25 protein-coding genes are annotated in these 24,519 nt (G+C 64.0%); 21 read left to right on the top strand and 4 right to left on the bottom strand.

All coding sequences use genetic code 11. The features are described from left to right. Positions 1–685 precede the first annotated feature (685 nt). The 8 genes from IFU31_RS00265 (at position 686) to IFU31_RS00230 (ending at position 10,001) form a co-directional block, all read left to right on the top strand. The gene (locus tag IFU31_RS00265; RefSeq protein ID WP_122477953.1) at positions 686–1,768 is read left to right on the top strand and encodes a glycosyltransferase; all 1,083 of its coding nucleotides are present in this window, start codon (positions 686–688) and stop codon (positions 1,766–1,768) included. Positions 1,769–1,944: 176 nt separating this feature from the next. Continuing rightward, positions 1,945–3,138: an NAD(P)-dependent oxidoreductase gene (locus IFU31_RS00260; RefSeq protein WP_244647867.1), complete on the top strand. Its 1,194-nt coding sequence runs from the start codon at positions 1,945–1,947 to the stop codon at positions 3,136–3,138. Between the two features lie 284 nt (positions 3,139–3,422). Next, the gene (locus IFU31_RS00255; RefSeq protein ID WP_192101951.1) at positions 3,423–4,655 is read left to right on the top strand and encodes a thiamine pyrophosphate-dependent enzyme; all 1,233 of its coding nucleotides are present in this window, start codon (positions 3,423–3,425) and stop codon (positions 4,653–4,655) included. Positions 4,656–4,665: 10 nt separating this feature from the next. Beyond that, positions 4,666–5,715 carry an alpha-ketoacid dehydrogenase subunit beta gene (locus IFU31_RS00250; protein WP_122478262.1) on the top strand — a complete coding sequence of 350 codons (1,050 nt, stop codon included), beginning with the start codon at positions 4,666–4,668 and terminating at the stop codon, positions 5,713–5,715. After that, positions 5,716–6,972 (top strand): dihydrolipoamide acetyltransferase family protein, encoded by a 1,257-nt coding sequence (locus IFU31_RS00245; RefSeq protein ID WP_192101950.1) that lies wholly within the window; start codon positions 5,716–5,718, stop codon positions 6,970–6,972. Between the two features lie 77 nt (positions 6,973–7,049). Then, positions 7,050–7,886 (top strand): aldo/keto reductase, encoded by an 837-nt coding sequence (locus IFU31_RS00240; RefSeq protein ID WP_185793292.1) that lies wholly within the window; start codon positions 7,050–7,052, stop codon positions 7,884–7,886. A gap of 117 nt (positions 7,887–8,003) precedes the next feature. After that, the gene (locus IFU31_RS00235) at positions 8,004–9,455 is read left to right on the top strand and encodes a SulP family inorganic anion transporter (RefSeq protein WP_122477946.1); all 1,452 of its coding nucleotides are present in this window, start codon (positions 8,004–8,006) and stop codon (positions 9,453–9,455) included. A gap of 195 nt (positions 9,456–9,650) precedes the next feature. Beyond that, entirely contained in the window at positions 9,651–10,001 is a 351-nt protein-coding gene (locus IFU31_RS00230) for a putative holin (RefSeq protein WP_122477944.1), read from the top strand. 5 nt (positions 10,002–10,006) lie between these two features. Here IFU31_RS00230 and IFU31_RS00225 read toward each other — a convergent pair whose 3' ends face one another. Next, entirely contained in the window at positions 10,007–10,387 is a 381-nt protein-coding gene (locus tag IFU31_RS00225) for a helix-turn-helix domain-containing protein (RefSeq protein WP_192057036.1), read from the bottom strand. Positions 10,388–10,687: 300 nt separating this feature from the next. Between IFU31_RS00225 and IFU31_RS00220 the strand changes: the two genes are divergently transcribed. Beyond that, complete coding sequence (locus IFU31_RS00220; RefSeq protein WP_122477941.1) at positions 10,688–10,948, top strand: ogr/Delta-like zinc finger family protein; 261 nt, start codon at positions 10,688–10,690, stop codon at positions 10,946–10,948. 132 nt (positions 10,949–11,080) lie between these two features. Here IFU31_RS00220 and IFU31_RS00215 read toward each other — a convergent pair whose 3' ends face one another. Further along, positions 11,081–12,040: a 2-hydroxyacid dehydrogenase gene (locus IFU31_RS00215; protein WP_192101949.1), complete on the bottom strand. Its 960-nt coding sequence runs from the start codon at positions 12,038–12,040 to the stop codon at positions 11,081–11,083. Between the two features lie 205 nt (positions 12,041–12,245). On the opposite strand from IFU31_RS00215, the gene IFU31_RS00210 reads away from it, so the two are divergent. Beyond that, positions 12,246–13,781: a sensor domain-containing diguanylate cyclase gene (locus IFU31_RS00210; RefSeq protein WP_192101948.1), complete on the top strand. Its 1,536-nt coding sequence runs from the start codon at positions 12,246–12,248 to the stop codon at positions 13,779–13,781. A 12-nt stretch (positions 13,782–13,793) separates the two neighbouring features. Here the strand turns inward: IFU31_RS00210 and IFU31_RS00205 are convergent, their stop codons facing one another. After that, positions 13,794–14,078, bottom strand: coding sequence for a hypothetical protein (locus IFU31_RS00205; protein ID WP_192055960.1), 285 nt, complete (start codon positions 14,076–14,078; stop codon positions 13,794–13,796). A 716-nt stretch (positions 14,079–14,794) separates the two neighbouring features. Between IFU31_RS00205 and tusD the strand changes: the two genes are divergently transcribed. From tusD to modC, 11 genes are all read left to right on the top strand, one after another. After that, positions 14,795–15,187, top strand: coding sequence for a sulfurtransferase complex subunit TusD (gene tusD / locus IFU31_RS00200; RefSeq protein ID WP_192101947.1), 393 nt, complete (start codon positions 14,795–14,797; stop codon positions 15,185–15,187). Position 15,188: 1 nt separating this feature from the next. After that, positions 15,189–15,548 carry a sulfurtransferase complex subunit TusC gene (tusC, locus tag IFU31_RS00195; RefSeq protein WP_192101946.1) on the top strand — a complete coding sequence of 120 codons (360 nt, stop codon included), beginning with the start codon at positions 15,189–15,191 and terminating at the stop codon, positions 15,546–15,548. Continuing rightward, positions 15,548–15,841 (top strand): sulfurtransferase complex subunit TusB, encoded by a 294-nt coding sequence (tusB, locus tag IFU31_RS00190; RefSeq protein ID WP_122477931.1) that lies wholly within the window; start codon positions 15,548–15,550, stop codon positions 15,839–15,841. Before tusC ends, tusB begins: the two co-directional genes overlap by 1 nt. Beyond that, positions 15,838–16,173: a TusE/DsrC/DsvC family sulfur relay protein gene (locus IFU31_RS00185; RefSeq protein WP_185793283.1), complete on the top strand. Its 336-nt coding sequence runs from the start codon at positions 15,838–15,840 to the stop codon at positions 16,171–16,173. Before tusB ends, IFU31_RS00185 begins: the two co-directional genes overlap by 4 nt. Continuing rightward, positions 16,170–17,186 carry a glycosyl transferase family protein gene (locus IFU31_RS00180; RefSeq protein WP_192101945.1) on the top strand — a complete coding sequence of 339 codons (1,017 nt, stop codon included), beginning with the start codon at positions 16,170–16,172 and terminating at the stop codon, positions 17,184–17,186. The genes IFU31_RS00185 and IFU31_RS00180 overlap by 4 nt, the downstream gene beginning before the upstream one ends. Positions 17,187–17,564: 378 nt before the next feature. Further along, entirely contained in the window at positions 17,565–18,572 is a 1,008-nt protein-coding gene (locus IFU31_RS00175) for a glutathione S-transferase family protein (RefSeq protein WP_192059570.1), read from the top strand. A 5-nt stretch (positions 18,573–18,577) separates the two neighbouring features. Continuing rightward, positions 18,578–19,228, top strand: a complete 651-nt coding sequence (alkB, locus tag IFU31_RS00170; protein ID WP_192101944.1) for a DNA oxidative demethylase AlkB — start codon at positions 18,578–18,580, stop codon at positions 19,226–19,228. A 73-nt stretch (positions 19,229–19,301) separates the two neighbouring features. Continuing rightward, positions 19,302–20,144, top strand: a complete 843-nt coding sequence (ada, locus tag IFU31_RS00165) for a bifunctional DNA-binding transcriptional regulator/O6-methylguanine-DNA methyltransferase Ada (RefSeq protein WP_122477924.1) — start codon at positions 19,302–19,304, stop codon at positions 20,142–20,144. 115 nt (positions 20,145–20,259) lie between these two features. Then, positions 20,260–21,009, top strand: coding sequence for a molybdate ABC transporter substrate-binding protein (modA, locus tag IFU31_RS00160; protein WP_185793278.1), 750 nt, complete (start codon positions 20,260–20,262; stop codon positions 21,007–21,009). Beyond that, positions 21,009–21,689 carry a molybdate ABC transporter permease subunit gene (gene modB, locus IFU31_RS00155; protein WP_192101943.1) on the top strand — a complete coding sequence of 227 codons (681 nt, stop codon included), beginning with the start codon at positions 21,009–21,011 and terminating at the stop codon, positions 21,687–21,689. Before modA ends, modB begins: the two co-directional genes overlap by 1 nt. A gap of 4 nt (positions 21,690–21,693) precedes the next feature. Then, complete coding sequence (gene modC / locus IFU31_RS00150; protein ID WP_192101942.1) at positions 21,694–22,773, top strand: molybdenum ABC transporter ATP-binding protein; 1,080 nt, start codon at positions 21,694–21,696, stop codon at positions 22,771–22,773. Between the two features lie 471 nt (positions 22,774–23,244). Here the strand turns inward: modC and IFU31_RS00145 are convergent, their stop codons facing one another. Continuing rightward, positions 23,245–24,453, bottom strand: coding sequence for an EAL domain-containing protein (locus IFU31_RS00145; protein WP_163007560.1), 1,209 nt, complete (start codon positions 24,451–24,453; stop codon positions 23,245–23,247). Positions 24,454–24,519 lie beyond the last annotated feature (66 nt).

Here is a 24,519-nt window from a genome sequence, read left to right as displayed (position 1 = left end):
GGGGCAGTAGGAAAACGGTACTTTTAACGGGGCACGAAGAAAGTTCACTGCCCCTGACGAACGGAAAGAAGAATGTCGCAAACTTATGCGCTGCGCAAGTCCTCCAATAAGAAGATAGTTCTTATCGCAAGCCGCCCTGTTAAAGCCGTTGAAATACAGCCAATTAGTTTTTTGACGCGCCTGATTTGGCGCACGGATTCTTGACAGACGGCCACGACAGAACATTGACTACTATATAAATCAATGACTTACGCGAAACACAAGGCAAATGTAAAATTTTTGTCAAAAATCATGATTCGCTGCATTGACTTACATGCCAGCACCACCTTAAATTCGCTTCAACGCCCATGAAACCTCGTTCCAGAGACTTTCCGAAGGCAAGAAGAGCGTCTAGCCGGTTCCGGTGAAAGCGCCATTCAAATAAATGAAACACCACGCCCACTGCGTTGCATGGACCGGCGGTAGCTTTAACTTCTGATTGACGGATTCAGATTGACGGATCCGGATTGACAGAGTTGAACTCGAAATGGAATGGGGCACAGAAATGTCGAGCACAAGTACAGAACATGCAGAGTTTTCGCCTCGCTTGAAACTCGTTTCAATGCGCTCCGCTGCAGCACGCGGAAAAAAGCATTAACCAACGGGCGGTGCAAACCTCCTCCTCTTTTCAAGCGAAGGCATCCACATGGTCGATACTCGGCAGCAACACTCGACAATCCTCATTGATGGATACTCCTACCTGGAAGTGTTCTCGGGTGCGGAAAAAAGCCCCAAAGAGGGGACGACCATCGTTACCGTGACCTACGGCGATCGCCTGGGTTACCTCGAGCAATTGGTCGGCGATGCCTTGAGCTTTGCAGAAATCGACGAAGTGCTGATCGTCAGCAACGCTGCAACCGCCCCGGTGGACCAGCTCGCCGAACGCTGGCCGGGACGCGTGCGGGTCATACAGCTGGCGGAAAACAGCGGCTCGGCCAACGGTTACGCAGTGGGCATCGAAGCCGCGCTGGCCAATGGCGCCGAGTACATCTGGATGATGGACGACGACAACACGCCAACGCCGGCCGCAGTCGAACTGCTGCACGCAGAGCTCAAACGCCTGGAAGGCGTGCACGGCAGCAGCCAGGTCGCCGTGCTGGGCTTCCGCCCCGGCCAGCAGGAGGACATCGCCCAGGGCGTGCCACTGCGTTTCGCCACGCAGCGGCCTTCGAGCTACTTCGGTTTCCACGTTGCGCAGATCCCTTACAAACTGTGGCGCCGTCGCCCCTGGGGCAAGCGTCGCAGCAAACCGGCGGCCATGCTCAGCCTGCCCTTCGCGCCTTATGGCGGCATGCTCGGCCATCGCAGCCTGTACGAAAGCATCGGCGTGCCGCGCCGCGAGTTGGTCCTGTACGTGGACGACACCGAATACACCCGGCGTATCACTGCCAACGGCGGGCACCTCTATCTGCTCACCGATGCGGTCATCGACGAGCTGGAGGATTCCTGGAACAACAAGGCCAACACTCGCAACATCTATGAATCGTTCCTGCTGGGCAACTCGGATTTTCGCGCCTACTACTCGGCGCGCAACCAGGCCTGGTTCGACAAGCACGTGTGGCTGGCATCGCCGCTGATGTACCGCCTGAACCGCAAGATCTTCAATTCGCTGCTGACTTATTTCGCTCGTCGTCGCAATGCCCAGGATCGCCTGGCGCTGCTGCAGCGAGCCATTCATGACGGCGAGAACTCGAAGCTGGGCATGAGTTCGACGTTCCCGCTGCGCTGATGACGTTTTACCCGGATTTTGCTTTGCCCTGATGGACCTGCACACCCCAGGCGCCGTCCCTGACCAAGGATCGCGGACGGCCTGCTGTGCCTAGCTGTTTCCTGCTGTTCAACTTTTCGAGAGTGCGCCCCATGGACAAAACGACTGTTACCAGAATCGGTGTTAGCGGTACCGGCATGATTGCACGCGCGCTGGTTCTGCTTCTGGCCAAACATTACAAGGACGTACAGGTGACGCGGGTCCTGACCCGTCGCCCGGTGCGTGAGCTGGCGAATTTTCCGTTGGACGGCGTACTCACCAACTCGCTCGACGACCTGATCGACCACAGTGACCTGATCATCGAATGCAGCGGCGATGTGTGCCACGGCACCGTGGTCATCGAGCGCGCTTTCAGTGCCGGCCTGCGGGTCATCACCGTCAACGCCGAGCTGCAGGTGACCACCGGTTCGTACCTGGCCGGCAAGGGTTTCATCACCGAAGCCGAGGGCGATCAGCCCGGCTCGCTGGCAGCCCTGCGTGAAGAGGCCATCATGATGGGCTTCGAACCGCTGGTGTACGGCAACATGAAGGGTTACCTGAACCACAACCCCAGCCACGAGGACATGGCCTACTGGTCGTCGCGTCAGGGCATCAGCATCGAGCAGACCACCTCATTCACCGACGGCACCAAGGTGCAGATCGAACAGGCGCTGGTGGCCAACGGTTTCGGCGCGACCATCACCCGCCAGGGCATGGAAGGCCTGCCTTCGACCAATCTCGACGAGAGCTCGGCCATACTGGGCGCCCTTGCCGACAGCCTGGGCCAGTCGATCGTCGACTACGTGATCCCCAGCGGCTACGCTGCCGGCGGTGTGTTCCTGGTCGGTCGCCATGACCGCGTGCAAAGCCAGGCGCTGCAGTACCTCAAGCTGGGTGCGGGCCCCTACTACGCCCTGCTGCGCCCTTTCCACCTGTGTTCGCTGGAGGTCGGCAAGACACTGCGCCGCGTACTCAACGGCGGCGGCATTCTGCTGAACAACTCGACCAACCCCACCGTTGGCGTCGCTGCCATCGCCAAGCATGCCATGCCGGCAGGCGAGCTGATCAGCCGCGGCATCGGCGGTTTCCAGCTGCGCGGCGAGAGCGTGATCATCGACCGTCACGAGGACCACGTACCGATCGGCCTGATGAGCCACGCGGTCATGAAGCGCGCCGTCGAGCCGGGCCAGATGATCACCTTCGACGACGTCGAGCTGCAGCCCAGCCGCGCGCTGGACATCGTTCTGCAACAACGCAGGGGCACACGCATCCTGGTCGAGGACCTGTCCCTGGTCACCGGCCGCTCTGCTGCACAGCCGCTGTTCACCGGCGCCGAAGCCGTCCTGGGCTGACACGCGCCCCGCTGCAACCACAAGAACCCGCCTCGGCGGGTTTTTGCGTTTCCGGGCCTGCCGAAACACCACTGCTGACTCGGCATGAATCATTGCGAAAGCGGATCAAAAGCGCATGATTCATGCAATTGCGCTGACGCCGTTTAGCGTTTTCGGCATGATTTTGCCTGCGCCGCGCCGTAGCATTGGTTTCAAGGGGTCTGCATTGCGAGCGGTCGGCAAACGCCGACTAGACTCAACCCCAACGCTGCACCCACAACAACAAGATCAAGGGTAGTGACGACGTGAACGACTATCTTCCCCTCAGGCTGCATGTGCCTGAACCCAGCGGCCGTCCCGGCTGCAAGACCGACTTCTCCTATCTGCAGCTGAGCGCCGCAGGCGCTGTGCGCAAGCCCGCCGTCGATGTCGACCCGCAAGCCACCGCCGACCTGGCCGCAAGCCTGGTGCGGGTGCTCGACGAGGACGGCCAGGCGCAGGGGCCGTGGGCCGAAGACATTCCCGAGCAGGTGCTGCACGACGGCCTGCGCGCCATGCTCACCACGCGCATCTACGACACGCGGATGGTGACCGCCCAGCGCCAGAAGAAAATGTCTTTCTATATACAGAGCCTGGGCGAAGAAGCCATTGGCAGCGCCCATGCGCTGGCACTGCGCGCCGACGACATGTGCTTTCCCACCTACCGCCAGCAGAGCATCCTGATGGCGCGCAAGCTGCCGCTGGTGGACATGATCTGCCAGCTGTTCTCCAACGAAAAAGACCCGCTCAAGGGTCGCCAGTTGCCGGTCATGTACTCGTACAAAAACGAAGGGTTCTTCAGCATATCCGGCAACCTGGCCACCCAGTTCGTCCAGGCGGTAGGTTGGGCCATGGCCTCGGCCATCCAGGGCGACACGCGCATCGCGTCGGCGTGGATCGGCGACGGTTCCACCGCCGAGGCCGACTTCCATACCGCCTTGACGTTCGCCCACGTCTACCGCGCGCCGGTCATTCTCAACGTGGTCAACAACCAGTGGGCGATCTCGTCGTTCCAGGGTATCGCTGGCGGTGAAGCCACCACCTTCGCCGGGCGCGGCGTGGGCTGTGGCATAGCCTCGCTGCGGGTGGACGGCAACGATTTCCTCGCGGTGTTCGCCGCCTCGCGCTGGGCCGCAGAGCGCGCACGGCGCAACCACGGGCCGACCTTGATCGAATGGGTCACCTACCGCTCCGGCCCCCACTCCACCTCAGACGACCCTTCCAAATACCGCCCTGCCGACGATGGCCAGCACTTTCCGCTGGGCGATCCGATCGCCCGCCTCAAGCAGCATTTGATCGTTACCGGGATCTGGAGCGAAGAGCGCCACGCCGCCCTGGAAAGCGAGATCGAGGCACAGGTCATTGCAGCGCTGAAGGCGGCCGAACAATTCGGCACGCTGGTCAGTGGTCGGGTCGCAAGCGCCGCGACCATTTTCGAAGACGTGTACAAGGACATGCCCGAGCATCTGCGTCGGCAACGTCAGCAGATGGGAGCCTGACATCATGAATATGCCTACAGAAACACCGGTCGAGAAAGCAAACAGCACGGCCATCATGAGCATGGTCCAGGCCATCCGTTCGGCCATGGACGTCATGCTCGAGCGCGACCCCAACGTGGTCGCCTTCGGCCAGGACATCGGCTATTTCGGCGGGGTGTTCCGCTGCACCGAAGGGCTGCAAGCCAAGTACGGGCGCTCGCGAGTGTTCGACACGCCTATTTCCGAGAGTGGCATCGTCGGCATCGCGGTCGGCATGGGCGCCTATGGCCTGCGCCCGGTGGCCGAGATCCAGTTCGCCGACTACGTCTACCCCGCCTACGACCAACTGGCATCGGAGGCCGCGCGCCTGCGCTTTCGCTCGGCCGGGCAGTTCAGCGCGCCGATGACCGTACGCATGCCCTGCGGCGGCGGCATCTACGGCGGCCAGACGCACAGCCAGAGCCCGGAAGCGATCTTCACCCAGGTCTGCGGTCTGCGCACCGTCATGCCCTCCAACCCCTACGACGCCAAAGGGCTGCTGATCGCCGCGATCGAGAACGACGACCCGGTGATTTTCCTGGAGCCCAAGCGACTCTACAACGGCCCCTTCGACGGCCATCACGACCGGCCCGTGACGCCGTGGTCCAAGCACGCCGCCAGCGCGGTACCCGAGGGCTACTACAGCGTGCCACTGGACAGCGCCGCCATCGTGCGGCCGGGCAGCGAAGTCACGGTGCTGACCTACGGCACCACCGTCTACGTGGCGGTCACCGCCGCCGAGGAGACCGGGATCGACGCCGAGGTGATCGACCTGCGCAGCCTGTGGCCGCTGGACCTGGACACCATCGTCGCTTCGGTGCAGAAAACCGGACGCTGCGTGGTGGTCCACGAAGCCACCCGCACCTGCGGCTTCGGCGCCGAGCTGGTGGCGCTGGTGCAGGAACATTGCTTCCACCACCTGGAGGCGCCCATCGAACGCGTCACCGGCTGGGACACGCCGTACCCGCACGCCCAGGAATGGGCCTATTTCCCAGGCCCTGCGCGTGTCGGCGCTGCCTTGCAACGTGTGATGGAGGTCTGAATGGGCACGCATGTAATCCGTATGCCGGACATCGGCGAAGGCATCGCCCAGGTCGAGCTGGTGGAATGGTTCGTCAAGGTCGGCGACACCGTCAGTGAAGACCAGGTATTGGCCGATGTGATGACCGACAAGGCGACCGTGGAAATTCCCAGCTCGGTGGCCGGCACCGTGGTCGCCCTGGGGGGCGTGCCGGGTGAAGTCATGGCGGTAGGGGCCGAGTTGATCCGCATCGAGGTCCAGGGCACCGGCAATCATCACGAGGCCCAGACCCCGGTAGCCGTGGACGCAAGCGACGACGTCGAAGTGGCGGTTGCGGCTGTACCGGGCAGCGCGCCGACAAACCCCGTACCGATGGCCAGGGCCGCTTGCAACAAGCCCACCGCCGAAGCGCCCTCGCGGCCTCTGGCCTCGCCGGCCGTGCGTCAGCGCGCGCGCGACGAAGGCATCGACCTGGCCGGGCTGCGCGGCACCGGCCCTGCCGGGCGCATTCGGCATGCAGACCTGGACGCATTCCTGAGTGGCAGCCGCACCGCGCAACAGGCGACAACCGGCACGCCGCGAATCGACGAGGAACGCATCCCCGTCATCGGCCTGCGGCGCAAGATCGCCCAGCGCATGCAGGAAGCCACGCGGCAGGTGGCGCACTTCAGCTATGTCGAGGAGATCGACGTTACCGCACTGCTGTCGCTGCGCGCCGACCTCAACGCGCAGTTCGGTGAGAGCCGCGGCAAGCTGACCCTGCTGCCACTGTTGATCCGGGCATTGGTCGTGGCGTTGCGCGAGTTCCCGCAGATCAACGCGCACTACGACGATCAACAGCAGGTCATCACTCGCCACGGTGCCGTGCACATGGGCATCGCCACGCAAAGCGACAACGGTTTGATGGTGCCGGTACTGCGCCATGCCGAAGCTGCCGACCTGTGGTTCACGGCAGGGGAAATCAACCGCCTGGCCCATGCCGCGCGCAGTGGCAAGGCGGCGCGCAACGAGCTGTCCGGCTCGACCATCACCCTGACCAGCCTGGGTGCCCTGGGCGGCATCGCCTCGACACCCGTGATCAACCGGCCTGAAGTGGCCATCGTCGGCGTCAACCGCTTGGTGGAACGGCCCATGGTCGTCAATGGCCAGATCGCGATCCGACAGATGATGAACCTCTCCAGCTCCTTCGATCACCGCGTGGTCGACGGCATGGACGCGGCGCGCTTCATCCAGGCGGTCAAACGCCTGCTGGAGCAGCCGGCGATGCTCTTCGTCTAGCGCTGCTGGCGTGAACTATGCCGGGTAGCGGCGGGTCGACATCCCCATCGACTCACCGCTATCAGGAGCAACCTCCCATGCCACATGCACCACTGATCACCCTCAACGACGGCGTGCAGATTCCACAACTGGGTCTGGGCGTCTGGCAGCTCGATGACGATCAGGCCTACGCGTCGAGCGTGGCCGCCCTCAAGGCCGGCTACCGCCACATCGACACCGCCATGATCTACGGCAACGAGGCCGGCGTCGGCCGCGCCGTGGCCGAAAGCGGACTGGCACGCGACGAAATCTTCATCACCACCAAGCTGTGGAACACCGACCAGGGCTACGACAGCACCCTGCGCGCGTTCGACGCGAGCATGGCCAAGCTGGGCCTGGAGCAGCTCGACCTGTACCTCATCCACTGGGCGCTGCCCAAGAAGGCCGCCTACCGCGACACCTGGAAAGCTTTCGTACGGCTCCAGGAAGAAGGCCGCGTGCGCTCTATCGGCGTGTCCAACTTTCATCCAGAGCACCTGCAGCACATCATTGCCGATACCGGGGTGACGCCGTCGGTCAACCAGATCGAACTGCACCCCGATTTCGCCCAGATCGAGTTGGTCGAATTCTGCAAGGGCCTGAACATCGTGACCGAGTCGTGGAGCCCACTGGGCCAGGGCGGCGCCCTGCTCTCCCAGCCGGTGCTGTCGCAGATCGCCGAGAAGCATGGCAAGAGCGCTGCCCAGGTGATCCTGCGCTGGCATGTCCAGAACCAGCACGTGGTCATTCCGCGCTCGAGCAACCCGGAGCGCATTGCGCAGAACCTCGACGTGTTCGATTTCGTGCTCGACGAGCAGGACATGCAGGCCATCGCCCACATCCCGCAGACCGGGCGGCTTGGCCCCAACCCCGACACCTTCGACATGGGCGCGTGACACGGGCGCTCGACAGACACACCCCGCAACACCTGTTAAACTGATCGTCTCCCAAAACAAGGCTAGACACACCCCACGGCTGCCAAGCCGCGGGGTGTTTGTGCTGATAGGTATTGCATGTCCTTGACCGATATTCGCCGTAACGTACTGGCTGGCCTGACGTCCTCGTTCGCGCTGGTGCCCGAGTGCATCGCCTTTGCCCTGGTGGCCCAGGTCAACCCATTGATGGGTTTATATGGCGCCTTCATCATCTGTACTCTCACCGCGTTGCTGGGCGGCCGACCGGCGATGATTTCCGGAGCTGCCGGGTCGATGGCCGTGGTCATCGTGGCGCTGGTGGTACAGCACGGCGTGCAGTACCTGTTGGCCACCGTCGTGCTCAGCGGCCTGATCATGGCGATTTTCGGCGTGTTGCGGCTCGGCAAGCTGGTGCGCATGGTGCCTCACCCGGTCATGCTGGGCTTCGTCAACGGGCTGGCGATCGTCATTGCGATGTCGCAGCTCGAACACTTCAAGACCCACGACGGCCAATGGCTGCCGTTCGGTGAGCTGGGCATCATGACCGGGCTGGTGGTGCTGACCATGGCCGTGGTCTACCTGCTGCCGCGGCTGACCAAGGCCGTACCCGGCGCGCTGGTGGCGATCATCGGCGTCAGTCTGCTGGTGCAATGGCTGCACCTGCCCACGCGCACCCTGGCCGACATGGCGACCATCGCCGGCGGCCTGCCCAGCTTCGAGTGGCCCAGCGTCCCGCTGGACCTGGCGACGCTGAAAATCATTGCCCCCTATGCCCTGCTGATGGCCATGGTCGGATTGCTGGAAACCTTGCTGACCTTCAACCTCACCGACGAGATCACCGAGACCCGTGGCCAGCCCAACCGCGAATGCGTGGCGCTGGGCGTGGCCAACATCACTTCGGGCCTGTTCGGCGGCATGGGAGGGTGCGCGATGATCGGGCAGACCGTGATCAACCTGAGTTCCGGGGGCCGCGGGCGGCTGTCCGGGATCGTCAGCGGGGTGATGATCCTGCTGTTCATTCTGTTCCTGTCACCGCTGATCGAGCGCATCCCGCTGGCCGCCCTGGCCGGGGTGATGTTCGTGGTCGCGCAGCAGACCTTTGCCTGGGGTTCGGTGAGGGTGCTGGGCAAGGTGCCCGCCAACGATGCCGTGGTGATCATTGCGGTGACCATCATCACCGTGTTCACCGACCTCGCCACTGCCGTGCTGTGCGGCATCCTGATCGCGGCGCTGGCCTTCGCCTGGCAGCACTCGCGCGACATGCGCAGCGATGTCCACGACAGCGACGAGGCACGCGTCTACACCCCGCATGGCACATTGTTCTTCGCCTCGACCACGCATTTCCAGGCACTGTTCGACCCGCAGAACGACCCGGACCAGGTCTACATCGACTGCCGTCATCTGCACCTGGTGGATCATTCGGCCATCGCCACCATGGAGAATCTCGCCGCCCGCTACAGCAAGTTCGGCAAGCAGCTTCAGCTGCGCCAGCTGTCCTCGCGCAACCAGCGCCTGCTGGAAAAGGCTCACGCCGCCGTGACCATCGGCTGAGTTCATCTGCGCCGTTCAAGCGGGGTACCTCTGTCCGGCTTTCCTACAAGGCTCGATCCTTGAGCCATGAGAGTCGCCGGGCGAGGATGGGTCCAGTGCCGCTGGTTGCGGCTCCAGACCCGAGGCGAGGTGCCAAGTGCTTGAACAATACGGATCGTGCCATTGCGACGAGTCACCGGCCCCGGGGGACGCGTCATGAACCAGGACACTCTGGTCGCTGGCGCCGCCGCGGCATCGGGCCTGGCACTGGGTGCGTCAGCTTCCTGGCCAGCCTTCGATAACCTGCTGGGCGCGGCACTGGGCGCCTGCCTGGTGATCAGCCGACAACAAGGCGCGAGCTGCACGCGCAAATTGACCAACTTACTGCTATCTGCCGGCGTCGGTCTGCTGTTCGCGCCAATGGTGCACGATCAGGTACCGCAACTTACCGGGGGCATTGCCGCTTTCGGCTGCGCACTGCTGGTGATTCCGCTGAGCGTGAAGTTGCGAGACTGGGTTCGGGGGCTGGACATCGAGGACATTCTGCGCCGTTTCAGAGGTTCCTGAGCCCGTCAGTTCGAGCGCCGCAGGCTGGCAACTTCCCGTTCCAGCTCACGCAGCCGTTTGCGCTCGAGCGCAACCTGGTGAACATGCTCCAGGTCCTGGGCACACAGCCCTTGCAGGGTGGCCAGCACCGCAACCACCGCATCGTCGGCGAGCAGGGTCTGCGGTTCGAGCAGCATGGCACCGCGGCCCAACAGCAACCAGTCAAGGGAAATGCCGTCGGTGCGCGCCAGGTCCATGCACAACGCGTAAGGAATGCTGCAGCGAGCGCGCCAGCTGGCCAGGGTTTGCGGGCTGATGCTCAGGGCCTTGGCCAGCGCTGCGTCGTTGGAAGCCGCCAACAGATGCTTGAGCCGATTCAGCACTTCGGTTGTTTCAGAGGTACACACGTTGGGAACTTCCGCTTGACCCACTCAATTTGAGTATATTAATTTATTCGAATTGCATATTAATATTAACCCTAGTTCATAAATCAAGGATATCCAAGATGCAGCCCTACAGCTTACATACATCATAACGAAATTTCCTACATGGCGTGGCTACTCAGACTCAATGTATTTAGCCGCCCGTTGTGCAAAGGCAAGACGCAGGTAGCGCCAGCAGTTCACTCAAGGAAGACTTACTTAAAATTTTGTAGTTGATCCCGGTGTCTCGGTGGTACGAGCGGCGCGGGTCATAAGGTTTGAAGAATGAGCACTTACAAGATGGTTTGCCCTCACTGCAAGAACAGAATGCGCATCCGCACCAGCGAGGGCACCCATGTGTTCCTGCGCGTGGCGTACCTGCAGTGTACGAACGAGATCTGTGGCTGGTCGGTGCGGGCGGAGTTCGAGATGACCCATGAGTTGTCGCCCAGCGGGGTGGCGAACCCTGATATTCATTTGCCCAGCGCGCCCATCGCCCTGCGTCGCGCGGCGAGCAAACCGGCCGAGACGGCTGGCGCCGCCTGACCGTCTGCCTGCGCCGGGCACCCGATCAGGGCGGCCGGCGCCGGTGCAAACAAGCAAACAAGCAAACAAGCAAACAAGCAAACAAGCAACCATCGGCATGCCCGCGTTGCGCGGGCAGCTTTCGGATGTGTATCAGCCTACCGGCGTCAGCACTTTGCGCTCGTCGTGAAAATAACCCTGAATATTGCTCCACACCAGGTCGCCCATGGCCTGGCGTGTCTCGTGAGTGCCGCTGGCCAGGTGTGGCAGCAGGACGACGTTGTGCAGGTCGATGAGCGCCTGGGGCACATTGGGCTCGTCTTCATAGACATCCAGGCCGGCGCCAGCAATCCGACCCTCGCGCAGCGCCTCGATCAGCGCCGGTTGGTCGACCACGCTGCCGCGGGCGATATTGACCAGGAACCCCTTGCTGCCCAACAGGCCGATGCGCTTGGCATCGATCAGGCCTTCGGTGGACTTGCCACCGGGCACCGCCAGCACCAGCACGTCACAGTCGGCGATCATCGTATCCAGGTCGGCGTAGTACTGGTAGGCGACACCGGCCTTGGGTTTGCGATTGTGGTAGAGCACCTGCATGTCGAACGCCGCGGCGCGCCTGGCGATGGACTCGCCGATGTTGCCCAGGCCGACGATGCCGATCTTCTTGCCGCCGATCTTGCTGGCGAGCGGAAACTTGCCTTGGGTCCACTTGCCCGCGCGCACGAAGCGGTCGGCCTCGCTGTAGCGGCGCATCACATCCAGGGTCAGGGCCATGGCCGTATCGGCTACGCAATCATCCAGCACCGCCGGGGTGTTGGTGACCACGATGCCGCGGTCACGGGCGGCATCGACGGCGATCGAATCGTAGCCGACACCGAAGCTGAAGATGGCCTCGAGCTTGGGCAGGCGGGCGATCACTTGGCTGCTGGCGCCCAGGGCACCCGAGGTGACGATCGCCTTGATTCGCTCGCCGTGCTGCGCCAGCCAGGCGTCCTGATCGGGCAGTTCCCAAAAGCGGGTCGCGTCGAAGTGGGTTTCCACGGCCTCCTGCAGGCTGGGCAGCAGCGCGCCAATGATCAAGACGGGAACGTCGCGGGTCGATGGCTGTGTCATGAAACCTCCTGTTTGCATCGTTGAAATTGTTATGGAAGCCAAGCGTGGCGCAACGACGCCACGCAGCCCGTATGATGGACGACCAAGGTCATCGTACAACCTGCTCCAAGGTGATTACAACCACACAGGCCTGCGTCGCAGACAGCGGTTGTATGCTGAGCGTAACCCACTAGACTGCACCTACCTGCCGATCAAGAAGCCCCTGATGCCAGACGACGCACAGTATCGACCCGCCCTGAAGTCCGACAGTTCGGCCCAGCGCATGGCTATCCTCTTCGTGGCGCTGGTAGTCGTCTCGCTGATCGTGCTGGATGTATGGCAGACCCTCACCGCGCGCGCGCAGGCCATGCATGTCAGCGAGATCACCACGTCCAACCTGGCCCGCTCGCTGGCCCAGCATGCCGAAGACACCATCAAGCAATCGGACACGGTACTGCTGGGCCTGATCGAGCGCATCCAGGTCGACGGCACGGCGCCTGCCGAGGTGCAGCGTCTGCGCAACCTGATGCAGGGCTGGACGCGCTCGATGGAGCAGTTGCAGGGGCTGTTCATCTATGACAGCCAAGGGCGCTGGGTGGCCAGCTCCAATCTCGCGGATCCGCCAGCCATCAACAACGCCGACCGGGAATACTTCCGCTTTCACCAGGACAATCCCGACCCCGGGGTGCATGTCGGGCCGGTCATTCGCAGTCGTTCCACCAACGCCTTGGTGATTCCTGTCTCCAGGCGCCTGAGCAGTGCCGACGGCAAGTTTGCCGGCGTGGTGCTGGCTACCTTGAAAGTAGAATATTTCAACCAGTTCTACGCCGGCTTCGACCTGGACGAGCGCGGGGTCATCGCCCTGCTGCTCAACGACGGCACCATTTTGCTGCGCCGCCCGTTCGATGAGAACGTGATCGGCAGCAGCATGGCCAAGGGCAGGATCTTCAGCGAGATGTTGCCGCAATCCAGCCATGGCACGCTGATGCAGCGCTCGCTGGTGGACGATGTCGAGCGGATGTACAGCTACCAGGCGCTGCGCAATTATCCGCTGGTGCTGGAAACCGCCGAATCCAAGGCGTCACTGCTGGCCAACTGGTACGAGAACCTGCTGCGTTCGGCAGTCTTCGTGCTGGTGGTCGGGATAGCCTTGGGTCTGTGCGCGATGACACTGATCCGGCAGATTCGCCATGGCCTGCGCACCGAGGCGGAACTGCGCAATGCCCACGCCGCGCTGCAGAAGCTGGCGATGCAGGACGGCTTGACTGGCCTGGCCAACCGCCGCCAGCTGGACGCGGCGCTGCCCGACGAGATCGGTCGGGCGCGACGCAACGCCCGCCCACTGGGCGTGATCATGCTCGACATCGACCATTTCAAGCGCTTCAACGACCTGTATGGACATCCCGCAGGGGATGAGTGCATCAAGGCCGTGGGCCAGGCGGTGCTGAGCTGTGTGGGCCGTTCGGGGGACCTGGTGGTGCGCTACGGCGGCGAGGAAATTCTGGTGCTGCTGCCCGAGAGTGACGAGGCCGGTGCCTGGCAGGTCGCCGAGAAGGTACTGCTGGCGGTGCGCGCGCTGGCGATTGCCCATGCGGGCAGCGACCTGGGAATCGTAACCATCAGCGCCGGTGTTCACGTGTGGCGCAACAGCGACCCGGACGTACGCGCGCAGAGCCTGGTGGAAGCGGCGGATCAGGCGCTTTACCGGGCCAAGAGCTCGGGCCGCAACCGGGTCTATCCGCTACAACCGCTGGTGGTCTAGCGCAAGGCCGCTTCAGAGCATCTGCTGGTTGGCGGCCATGGACTCGATGACCATGCTTTTCTGATCTTCGGACAGCGCGTCCCAGATATGCACCTTGGCGTAAAAGCCCAGGCTGCCGAGGATATAGAAGCTCAGCACAGCGATGGTCAGCAGCGTCAACCACGACCAACGGCCACCCTCCTCGGCTTCTTCATAGGTCGAGTAGGCGTTTTCGATGCGCTGATCGCGCATGGAGGCCAGGCTGGTGGTGACGCGTTTGTAGCAATAGGACAGCAACAGCAGAAACAGGCGCAACATGGAAAAAAGGCCTCGGTGGGTGGCGATGTGTGAGCGGCAGCCTGGAAAAAGGCGCGCTGAAAACGCAAAAAGCCCGTCTTGGACGGGCTTTTTTTATGGGTAGCGCGCTGTCGACCGGTCAGGCCCCGACGCTTGGGGTGAATTTTAGGCAGCTGCTTGGGCGCTGTAAACCGCACGGAGGCGCAGATGTATGACAACCAAGCCCGCTCGTCTGCGCAATCGCACGGCCCAGAGCGGTGCGCGGTGGCACTGCGGCACGCTGTCACACCGGCCACGACAGGCCTCCTGTGGGAGCGATCGGTGGCCGCGAACCGGGGGCCGAGGTGCATCAGCCCATCGGCGGCGCCTTTTCGCGGCCGCTGACCGCTCCTACGGGAAACACATCCTTGGCAACCATGGACAACCTCTGTAGGAGCGGTCCGTGGCCGCGAACCGGGGACCGAGGTGTATCAGCCCGTCGGCGGCGCCCTTTTCGCGGCCGCTGACCGCTCCTACGGGAAACGCATCCTTGGCAACCATGGACAACCTCTGTAGGAGCGGTCCGTGGCCGCGAACCGGGGACCGAGGTGTATCAGCCCATCGGCGGCGCCCTTTTCGCGGCCGCTGACCGCTCCTACGGGAAATGTGCGAGCACTGATTCCCCGCGCGGCGCTTCTTGCTAGGCTTTTTGCAAAGGCAGCCTTTATCATGGCCACAGTTCCACACCAGAGCCGACCATGAAGTTTGCCATCGCTGTCTATTCGCCCGCCCACTCGCCGGCCTCGCGGCGCGCGCTGCTGTTCGCTCGAGCGGTCTTGGCTCAAGGCCATCAACTGCTGCGGGTGTTCTTCTACCAGGACGGCGTGCACACGGCTTCCAGCAACATCGTCACCGCCCAGGATGAAACCGACACGGCGGCGCAGTGGCGCGCTTTCGTCGTCGAACATCAGATAGACGCGGTGGTGTGCATCGCCGCGGCCCTGCGGCGCGGCGTGCTCGACGAAGAAGAAGCACGTCGCTACCAGCGCACGGCCGCCAACCTGAGCCAACCCTGGCAGCTGTCCGGGCTGGGGCAATTGCACGAAGCCGCCCAGCAGGCCGATCGGCTCGTCAGCTTCGGGGGACATTGACATGGCCAAGTCCATGCTGATCATCAGCCGCCAAGCCCCCTGGGCAGGCCCCGCCGCGCGCGAGGCGCTGGACATCGCCCTGGCCGGCGGTGCCTACGACCTGCCGCTGGCCATGCTGTTTCTCGACGACGGTGTCTACCAGTTGCTGGACACCCAGGCGCCGGCTGCCCTGCAACAAAAGAACCTGGCGGCCAATCTGCAGGCGCTGCCGCTGTTCGGTGTCGACGAGGTATTCGTCTGCAGCGCCAGCCTTGCCCAACGTGGCCTGACCTGCTCCGGGCTGGCCTTGCCCGCGCAGGCGCTTGCAGATGCGCAATTGCGCGAGCTGCTGGCGCGCTTCGACCTTGTGGTGACCTTGTAATGAGTACTCTTCACGTATTGTCACACTCGCCTTTCAGCGACCAGCGCCTGCACAGTTGCCTTCGTCTGCTGGGCGACGACGACGCCATTCTGCTCAGCGGCGATGCGGTCTACGCCCTGGCGCCCGGCAGCGAGCCCTGGGCAGCGCTGGCGAGCGCCGGCGTCGCCGTCTTTGCCCTGGCCGAAGATGCGCAGGCACGCGCTTTGCCGAACAACCCCGGGGTCGAGCTGCTCGATTACCCGGCGTTCGTCGAGCTGACGCTGGCCTATGAAAAGGTCAATAGCTGGCTATGACGACACTCATCGTCGACGGGCGCAGCATCGCGCTGGATCAGGACGGCTACCTGCAGTCGCTCGCCGACTGGAGTCCGCAAGTCGCCCAGGCGCTGGCCGGCGCCGAGGATCTGCAGCTGACGCCCGACCACTGGCAGATCATCGAACTGCTGCGCCGCTTTCATGCCCAGTACCAGCTGTCGCCCGCGACGCGGCCGCTGATCAAGTACGTCGCGCAGCAGCTGGGCGCCGACAAAGGCAACAGCCTGCACCTCAATCGCCTGTTCAACGGCACTCCTGCCAAACTCGCTGCGAAGCTGGCGGGCCTGCCCAAACCGACCAATTGCATATGACCGACTACCCTGCACTGATGCTGGAAACCCCCGAAGAACACCCATTCGCGCAATTCGTGCGAGCCTTGGGCAAGGGCAAGCGCGGCGCACGCAACCTCACCGGTGAAGAGGCCCGCGAGGCCATGGGCATGCTGCTCGATGGGCGGGTAGAAGACGCGCAGCTGGGCGCCTTCCTCATGCTGCTGCGGCACAAGGAAGAAAGCGCCGAGGAACTCGCCGGTTTCACCCTCGCCTTGCGCGAACGCTTGCAGGCGCCGGCGTTGGCGGTCGATCTGGACTGGCCGACCTACGCCGGCAAGAAGCGCCATCTGCCATGGTACCTGCTGGCGGCCAAATGCCTGGGCGGCAGCGGCCGGCGCATATTCATGCACGGCGCGGGCGCCCACACCGCCGGGCGGCTGTACAGCGAACAATTGCTCGGCACCTTGAACATCGCGCTGTGTCGGGACTGGGATGCCGTCGGCCAGGCGCTCGACCAGCACGGCCTGGCGTTTTCCCCGTTGATGGACTGGGCAGCGCCACTGCAACGCATGATCGACCTGCGCAACACCTTGGGCCTGCGCTCGCCCATTCATTCGCTGGCGCGGATTCTCAACCCGCTCGGGGCACGCTGTGGCCTGCAGAGCATCTTCCACCCGGGCTACCAGGCAGTGCATCGCGATGCCAGCAGCCTGCTCGGCGACACGGCGATCGTGGTCAAGGGTGACGGTGGCGAAATCGAGATCAACCCGGACAGCGCCAGCCATCTCTATGGCACCGGCGACCACCTGCCCTGGGATGAGGAATGGCCTGCCCTGGCCGCCCAGCGCCACGTGAAGCCGCCGACTCTCGAAGTCGGCCACCTGGTTGAGTTCTGGCAGGGTGAGCGGCAGGACAGCTACGGCGAAATGGCCTTGATCTCCACCATGGCCCTGGCCCTGCGAGGGCTGGGCAGCTCCCGCGAGCAGGCCTTCGACGAAGCCCGCGCGCTGTGGGCGGCACGCGACCTGGCGGCGTGTACGAAGAAGAGCTGACAGCGCCCTCTGTGGGAGGTCTGTGGCCGCGAAACAGGCCCTGCGGCTTGCCTGATCCATCGCGGCGCCAGTTTCGCGGCCACTGACCGCTCCTACGGAGAATCGCGGGGCGTATGTAGCAGCGGCGCAAGCCGCGTCGGCGGCACACGCGCTGTGCCCTGATTACGCGTGTAGCAGCGGCGCGAGCCGCGTCAGCGGTACACGCGCTGTGCCCTGATTACGCGTGTAGCAGCGGCGCGAGCCGCGTCAGCGGTACACGCGCTGTGCCCTGATTACGCGTGTAGCAGCGGCGCGAGCCGCGTCGGCGGTACACCCGGTATGGGCCGCTGCGGCGGAGCAGCGTGATACAGTTCGCCGATACGCACTCGGGAGACGACCATGGGTTTGCTGATCGAAGGACGCTGGCACGACCAGTGGTACGAAAGCAGCGAGGACGGCGCGTTCCAGCGCGAAACCTCGCAGCGCCGCCATTGGGTCACCGCCGACGGACAACCCGGCCCCAGTGGCCAGGGCGGCTTCAAGGCCGAAGCCGGTCGCTACCATCTGTACGTCTCGCTGGCGTGCCCGTGGGCCCATCGCACCCTGATCGTGCGCAAGCTCAAGGCCCTGGAAACGCTGATCGACGTATCGGTGGTGAGCTGGCACATGGGCGAGCACGGCTGGACGTTCGACAGCCAGACAGGCTCGAGCGGTGATCACCTCGAGCCTTTGCGCTACCTGCACGAACGCTACACCCGCGACGATCCGCGCTACACCGGCCGGGTCACGGTGCCGGTGCTGTGGGACAAGCAGCAGAGCCGTATCGTCAGCAACGAGTCGGCCGAGATCATTCGCATGTTCAACAGCGCCTTCGATGCCCTCACCGGCAATCGCCTGGACCTCTATCCCGAGTCGCTGCGCCCAGCCATAGACCGCGTCAACGACGCGGTCTACCCGAATGTGAACAACGGCGTCTACCGCGCCGGCTTTGCCACTTCGCAGCAGGCTTACGCCAGTGCGTTCGACGATGTATTCGCCGAACTCGACCGCCTCGAAGCCACGCTGGACACCCAGCGCTACCTGACCGGGGAGTCCCTGACCGAAGCCGACTGGCGCCTGTTCACCAGCCTGATCCGCTTCGACGCGGTGTACCACGGACACTTCAAGTGCAACCTGCGGCGCATCGCCGATTACCCGAACCTGTCGAACTGGCTGCGCGAGCTGTACCAATGGCCGGGCATCGCCCAGACGGTGGACTTCGAACACATCAAAGGCCACTACTACACCAGCCATCCGACCATCAATCCGACCGGTATCGTGCCCAAGGGGCCCGCGCAGGATTTCAACGCTGCGCATGACCGTGAGCGCCTTCACGGCCGGGGTATCTGGCAACACGGCGAGGGGTGAGCCCGGTGCAGTCCTCACTGTTCGATGAGCCACAACAACCCAGTCGTCGCGAATCCCTGGGCGAGCAAACCTTCGTCCTGCGTGGCTTCGCCCTGCCCTGGCTGGACGGCATCCTGCCGGCCTTGCGCGAAGTGCTCAAGGCAGCCCCGTTTCGGCGCATGGAAACGCCCGGTGGGCACACCATGTCGGTGGCGTTGAGCAACTGCGGGCAGTTCGGTTGGAGCACGGATGCGCGAGGATATCGCTACGTCAGCGACGATCCTCTCACCGGTCGCCCGTGGCCGGTGCTGCCCGAAGTGCTGCGCACGCTGGCTCGGGAAGCAGCGGCAGCGGCCGGTTTCGATGATTTCATACCCGATGCCTGCCTGCTCAACCGCTACGTGCGGGGCGCCAGGATGTCCCTGCACCAGGACCGCGATGAACGTGACTACGGCGCGCCCATCGTTTCGGTTTCACTGGGCCTCGCGGCGATGTTCCAGCTCGGTGGCCTGCAGCGCAGCGACCGCCCGCTGCGCGTGCCCCTGCTGCACGGCGATGTAATGGTATGGGGCGGTGTCGACCGTCTGCGCTTTCACGGCGTGCTGCCGCTCAAGGAAGGCGTGCACCCGGTGATGGGCCCACAACGGATCAATTTCACCCTGCGCAAGGCTGGCTGAGCGCAAGCAGCGGAGTGTCAGTGCCCGCAGCAACGGCTAACATGGCTGCTTCGACGATCCACGGAATCGCGCCATGCCCACCCCCACCGCTCACCACAGCCAACTGGTTGCCGCCGCTTGCCGCCAGATCGAGGCCAGCGACGCTCCGCCCGAGTTGAGCGCGCTGGCCGAACGGGCCGGCTTGAGCCCATGGCACTTCCACCGGGTGTTCAAGGCCGTGACCGGGCTGACGCCGCGCAGCTATGCCAGTGCCCGACGGGCGCAGAAGGTCCGCGAGCAGCTTCAGCAGGGCAAATCCGTCACCGAAACCCTGTACGCCAGCGGTTTCAATTCATCCGGGCGGTTCTACGAGGCCGCCAACGGCATGCTCGGCATGACCCCGGCGGCCTTCCGCCAAGGGGGCAGCAAGGCTTCGATCCATTTCGCCCTTGCCCAATGCAGCCTTGGCGCGGTGCTGGTGGCCTGCAGCGAGCGCGGTGTGTGCGCGATCCTGCTGGGTGACGAGCCGCAAGCCTTGCTCGATGATCTGCAACGGCGCTTTCCCAAGGCAGCACTGATAGGCGCCGACTCAGACTTCGAAGCGATCGTGGCCAAGGTGCTGGGCTTCATCGAGGCGCCGAGGGCGGGTCTGGACTTGCCCCTGGACATTCGCGGCACGGCTTTCCAGCAACGGGTATGGCAAGCACTGGGCAAGATCGAACCGGGCACTACCGCCAGCTACGCGCAGGTTGCGGCCAGCATCGGCGCGCCGAGCGCGGTACGTGCGGTGGCCGGGGCCTGCGCGGCGAACGCCCTGGCCGTGGCGGTGCCCTGTCATCGAGTGGTACGCACCGACGGTGGGCTTTCCGGATACCGCTGGGGTATCGAGCGCAAGCGCGAACTGCTCGAGCGCGAGCGTCGGCCTGACACGCCTTGACGCCGATCTCGTCAGTGGACTTCTCGCAGGCTGCGGACACCAGCGTGCAAAACTGGCAAAGCGCTATATATTTTGCTATATGACGGTAGTCTTTTTTCTCACAGAGCGCCGCCCAATGAAGTTTACCACCCGCCTGCTTGCCCTCGGCGCCGCCATGGCCCTCAACAGTGCGTACGCCGATGAGGTACAGGTGGCTGTCGCCGCCAATTTCACTGCCCCCATACAGGCCATCGCCAAAGCCTTCGAGGCCGACACCGGGCACAAGCTCGTCGCCGCCTATGGCTCGACCGGCCAGTTCTATACCCAGATCAAGAACGGCGCGCCGTTCGAAGTGTTCCTGGCCGCCGACGACAGCACCCCGGCAAAACTGGAAAGCGAGCAGGAAACCGTTCCGGGCTCACGTTTTACCTACGCCACCGGCACCCTGGCGCTGTGGTCGGCCAAGCCTGGCTACGTCGACGCCGAAGGCGCCGTGCTCAAGGGCAACAGCTATCAGCACCTGTCCATCGCCAACCCCAAGGCCGCACCCTACGGGCTGGCGGCGACCCAGGTGTTGGCGAAGATGAACCTGACTCAGGCCACCCAGCCCAAACTGGTCGAAGGGCAGAACATCACCCAGGCCTTCCAGTTCGTCTCGACCGGCAATGCCGAGCTGGGTTTCGTGGCACTGTCGCAGATCTACAAGGATGGCAAAGTCGAACAAGGATCGGCCTGGATCGTCCCGGCCGCCTTGCATGATCCGATCAAGCAGGACGCGGTGATTCTCAACAAAGGTCGTGACAGCGAAGCCGCCAAGGCGCTCATGCAATACCTGAAAGGCCCGGCAGCTGCGGCCATCATCAAGTCGTACGGCTACCAGATCTGATGCCGCTGGACGCCAGCGACCTGGGTGCGATCTGGCTGACGGTGAAGCTGGCCAGCCTGACCACGGTGATTCTGCTGCTGGTCGGTACGCCCGTCGCCTGGTGGCTGGCGCGCACCGCGTCGCCCTGGCGCGGTGCTGTCGGCGCAGTGGTCGCCCTGCCCCTGGTATTGCCGCCGACGGTCATCGGCTTCTACCTGTTGCTGCTGCTGGGCCCCCACGGTTTCATCGGCCAGGCAACGCAAGCGCTGGGTCTGGGCTCGGTGGTGTTCAGCTTCACCGGGCTGGTGATCGGTTCGGTGATCTACTCCATGCCTTTCGTGGTCCAGCCCCTGCAGAACGCTTTCAAAGCCATCGGCGAGCGACCTCTGGAAGTGGCGGCGACCTTGCGTGCAAGCCCTTGGGATTGTTTCTTCACCGTGGTGCTGCCGCAGGCCAAGCCTGGTTTCGTCACGGCCAGCATTCTCGGCTTTGCCCATACTGTGGGTGAATTCGGCGTGGTGCTGATGATCGGCGGCAACATACCGGACAAGACGCGGGTGGTGTCGGTGCAGATCTTCGACCATGTCGAAGCCATGGAATACACCCAGGCGCACTGGCTGGCCGGCGCCATGCTGGTGTTTTCCTTCGCCGTGCTGCTGTTGCTGCACCGCGGCCGCCAATCGCGCTCGGCGTGGAGTTGATGGAATGATCCGTGCCCGTATCGACATGACCTATGGCGCGTTTTCGCTGGACGTCGACCTGCAACTGCCCGGACGTGGTGTCAGCGCGCTGTTCGGTGACTCCGGATCCGGCAAGACCACCTGCCTGCGCTGCCTGGCCGGGTTGGTGAAAGCGCCCGATGCCTGCATCGAAGTCAATGGCGAGGTCTGGCAGGACAGCGCCAGGGGAATTTTCCTGGCGCCGCACAAACGTGCGCTCGGCTATGTATTCCAGGAAGCCAGCCTGTTCGAGCACCTGTCGGTGCGCGGCAATCTTGAATACGGCTGGCGGCGGATCAAGCCTGGTCAACGCAAGGTCGCGCTCGATCAGGCGTGCGACCTGCTTGGCATAGAACATCTGCTGGAACGCCAGCCGGCCAACCTGTCCGGCGGCGAACGGCAGCGCGTCGGCATCGCCCGCGCGCTGCTGACCAGCCCCGGGCTGCTGCTGATGGACGAGCCGCTGGCGGCGCTGGACAGCCGCCGCAAGGCCGAGATCCTGCCCTATCTGGAACGGTTGCATGACGAACTGGACATTCCCGTGGTGTACGTCAGCCATGCCCAGGATGAGGTCGCGCGACTGGCCGACCATCTGGTGGTGCTGCAGGAGGGCCGCGTGCTGGGCAGCGGGCCGCTGGGGCCGACGCTGGAGCGCCTCGATCTGCCCATGGCGCGCGAAGCCGACGCCGGTGTGGTAGTGCAGGCCACGGTCCGCGGCTACGATCCGGTCTATCAGCTACTGTCCCTGCAACTGCCGGGGGCCGTCGAACCGTTGCGCGTCGCCCATACCCCTCGGGCGGTTGGCGACCGCTTGCGGGTCAAGATCCAGGCCCGTGACGTCAGCCTCAGCCTGAGCCCGGACGACGCCAGCAGCATCCTCAATCGTTTCGCCGTCACCGTCGAGCAGGTGTCGACAGCGCACAATCCGGCCCACGTGCAGCTGAGTCTGCGCGCCGGCGAGACAGTGATCCTGGCGCGAATCACCCGTTATTCGGCGGATCAGTTAGGGGTGGTGGCGGGCCTGCAGGCGTGGGCGCAGATCAAGGCCGTGGCGGTATTGGCCTGAGCACTGCAGCGCACCCGGACGCGGCTTGCGCCGCTGCTGCAGACCGCGATCCCCTGTAGCAGCGGCGCTAGCCGCGTCATCGGCGCACGCAACCCACCTGACACCCCGCAGCGCACCCGGACGCGGCTTGCGCCGCTGCTACAGACCGCGATCCCCTGTAGCAGCGGCGCTAGCCGCGTCATCGGCGCATGCGATCCAGCTGAGACTCCGCAGCGCACCCGGACGCGGCTTGCGCCGCTGCTACGGACCGCGATCCCCTGTAGCAGCGGCGCGAGCCGCGTCATCGGCGCATGCGATCCACCTGACACCCCGCAGCGCACCCGGACGCGGCTTGCGCCGCTGCTACAGATCGCGATCCCCTGTAGCAGCGGCGCGAGCCGCGTCATCGGCGCACGCAACCCACCTGACACTCCGCAGCGCACCCGGACGCGGCTTGCGCCGCTGCTACAGGTCTTGCGCACGCGGACGGGGCTACTCCCGGCGTATCGGTTGCAGCGTTTTCGGTTGCTGGAGACGTTCGCGCAGCGCGTCGGCGCTCAGCGGCTTGGCGAAGTAATCGCCCTGTCCGCGCAGGCAGCCGAGGTCGAATAACAGCAGATGATGCACCGCACTCTGCACCCCCGCCACCGTCAGTTCGATACCCAACGTGCGCGCGGCGACCGACATGTGCTGCACCACCGCCAAATGGCGCGACTGGTGCGGGGCTTCCAGCAGAAAGGGTGACGCCAGACGCAGCTGATTGATCGGCCACTGACACAGGCGCTGCAGCGAGGCACCGCCGAAACCGAACCCCTGCATGCCCAGGTCACAGCCCATCAACCGCACGCGCAACAGGGTTTCCAGGTATTCCGCCTTGGGCCGGGCCAGGCCGACATGGCTGAGCTCCAGTGCCACGCGGTGCTTGCCGGTCAGGTGCCCACGCAATATGCCCAGCAACTCGTTCATCAGCGGCTGGTGACCGAGTTGTTCGAGCCGCATACCCAGGCTCAGGCCCACCTGCAATCCGGCTTGGGCAAGCTGCTGCTGCACCTCGACCGCCTGCTCGGCCATGTACAGCAGCAACGCATTGCCCAGCCCGGCCCGCTCCACCGCCGGGCAGAACTGCGGCATGGCCAGCAGGCCGTGGCGTGGATGCTGCCAGCTCAGTTGCGCATCGACGCTGCGGATGCGTCCGTCGGCCACCGTGCAGCGCGGCAGGAAGCACACCTCGAACTGGCCGCCAGCGATCGCCGCCTGCACCTCCACGCGCCCGATCCGCACCTTTGCAGGCGCTGGCACCAGCGCGCCGCGAGGCGTGTTCAAGGCTTCGAAGAATCGCTGCAAGCGGTTGAAGTCCAACGGGCTGCCAGCGTCGACCAGGTACTCCAGGCCGAGCATCGACACCCACTGGTACAGCCCGGTGCGCACTTCCGGCTCGATCCCGCCGCCGATCAGCACGGCGCGCACACGCTTGCGGGTAACCGCTTCCTGGATGATGCGCAATGCACCCACGCCCAGCACGTCGACGTTGCACACCAGCACATCGATCGGCTGGTGCTCGCGCAGCAACTGCAGCGCCTGCTCGCTGGTCTGCGCCTGGTACACGCACGAGCAACCCAACTGGCTGAGCATCTGCACCGCGATCGCACGCTGGAACCCATGACTTTCGACGAGTAACACCGTTGGCTTGATGTCTGACACGATCACTTCCCCTGTTTCTTCATGCCTATGTTCAACTCCGTGCAATGACCGGGATGCAGGCAATTT

Source organism: Pseudomonas sp. CFBP 13602 (assembly GCF_014842725.1).
GTDB lineage: Bacteria > Pseudomonadota > Gammaproteobacteria > Pseudomonadales > Pseudomonadaceae > Aquipseudomonas > Aquipseudomonas baltica.
Note: the sequence above shows the minus strand (reverse complement) of the source record. Positions and strands in the feature narration are given on the sequence as shown.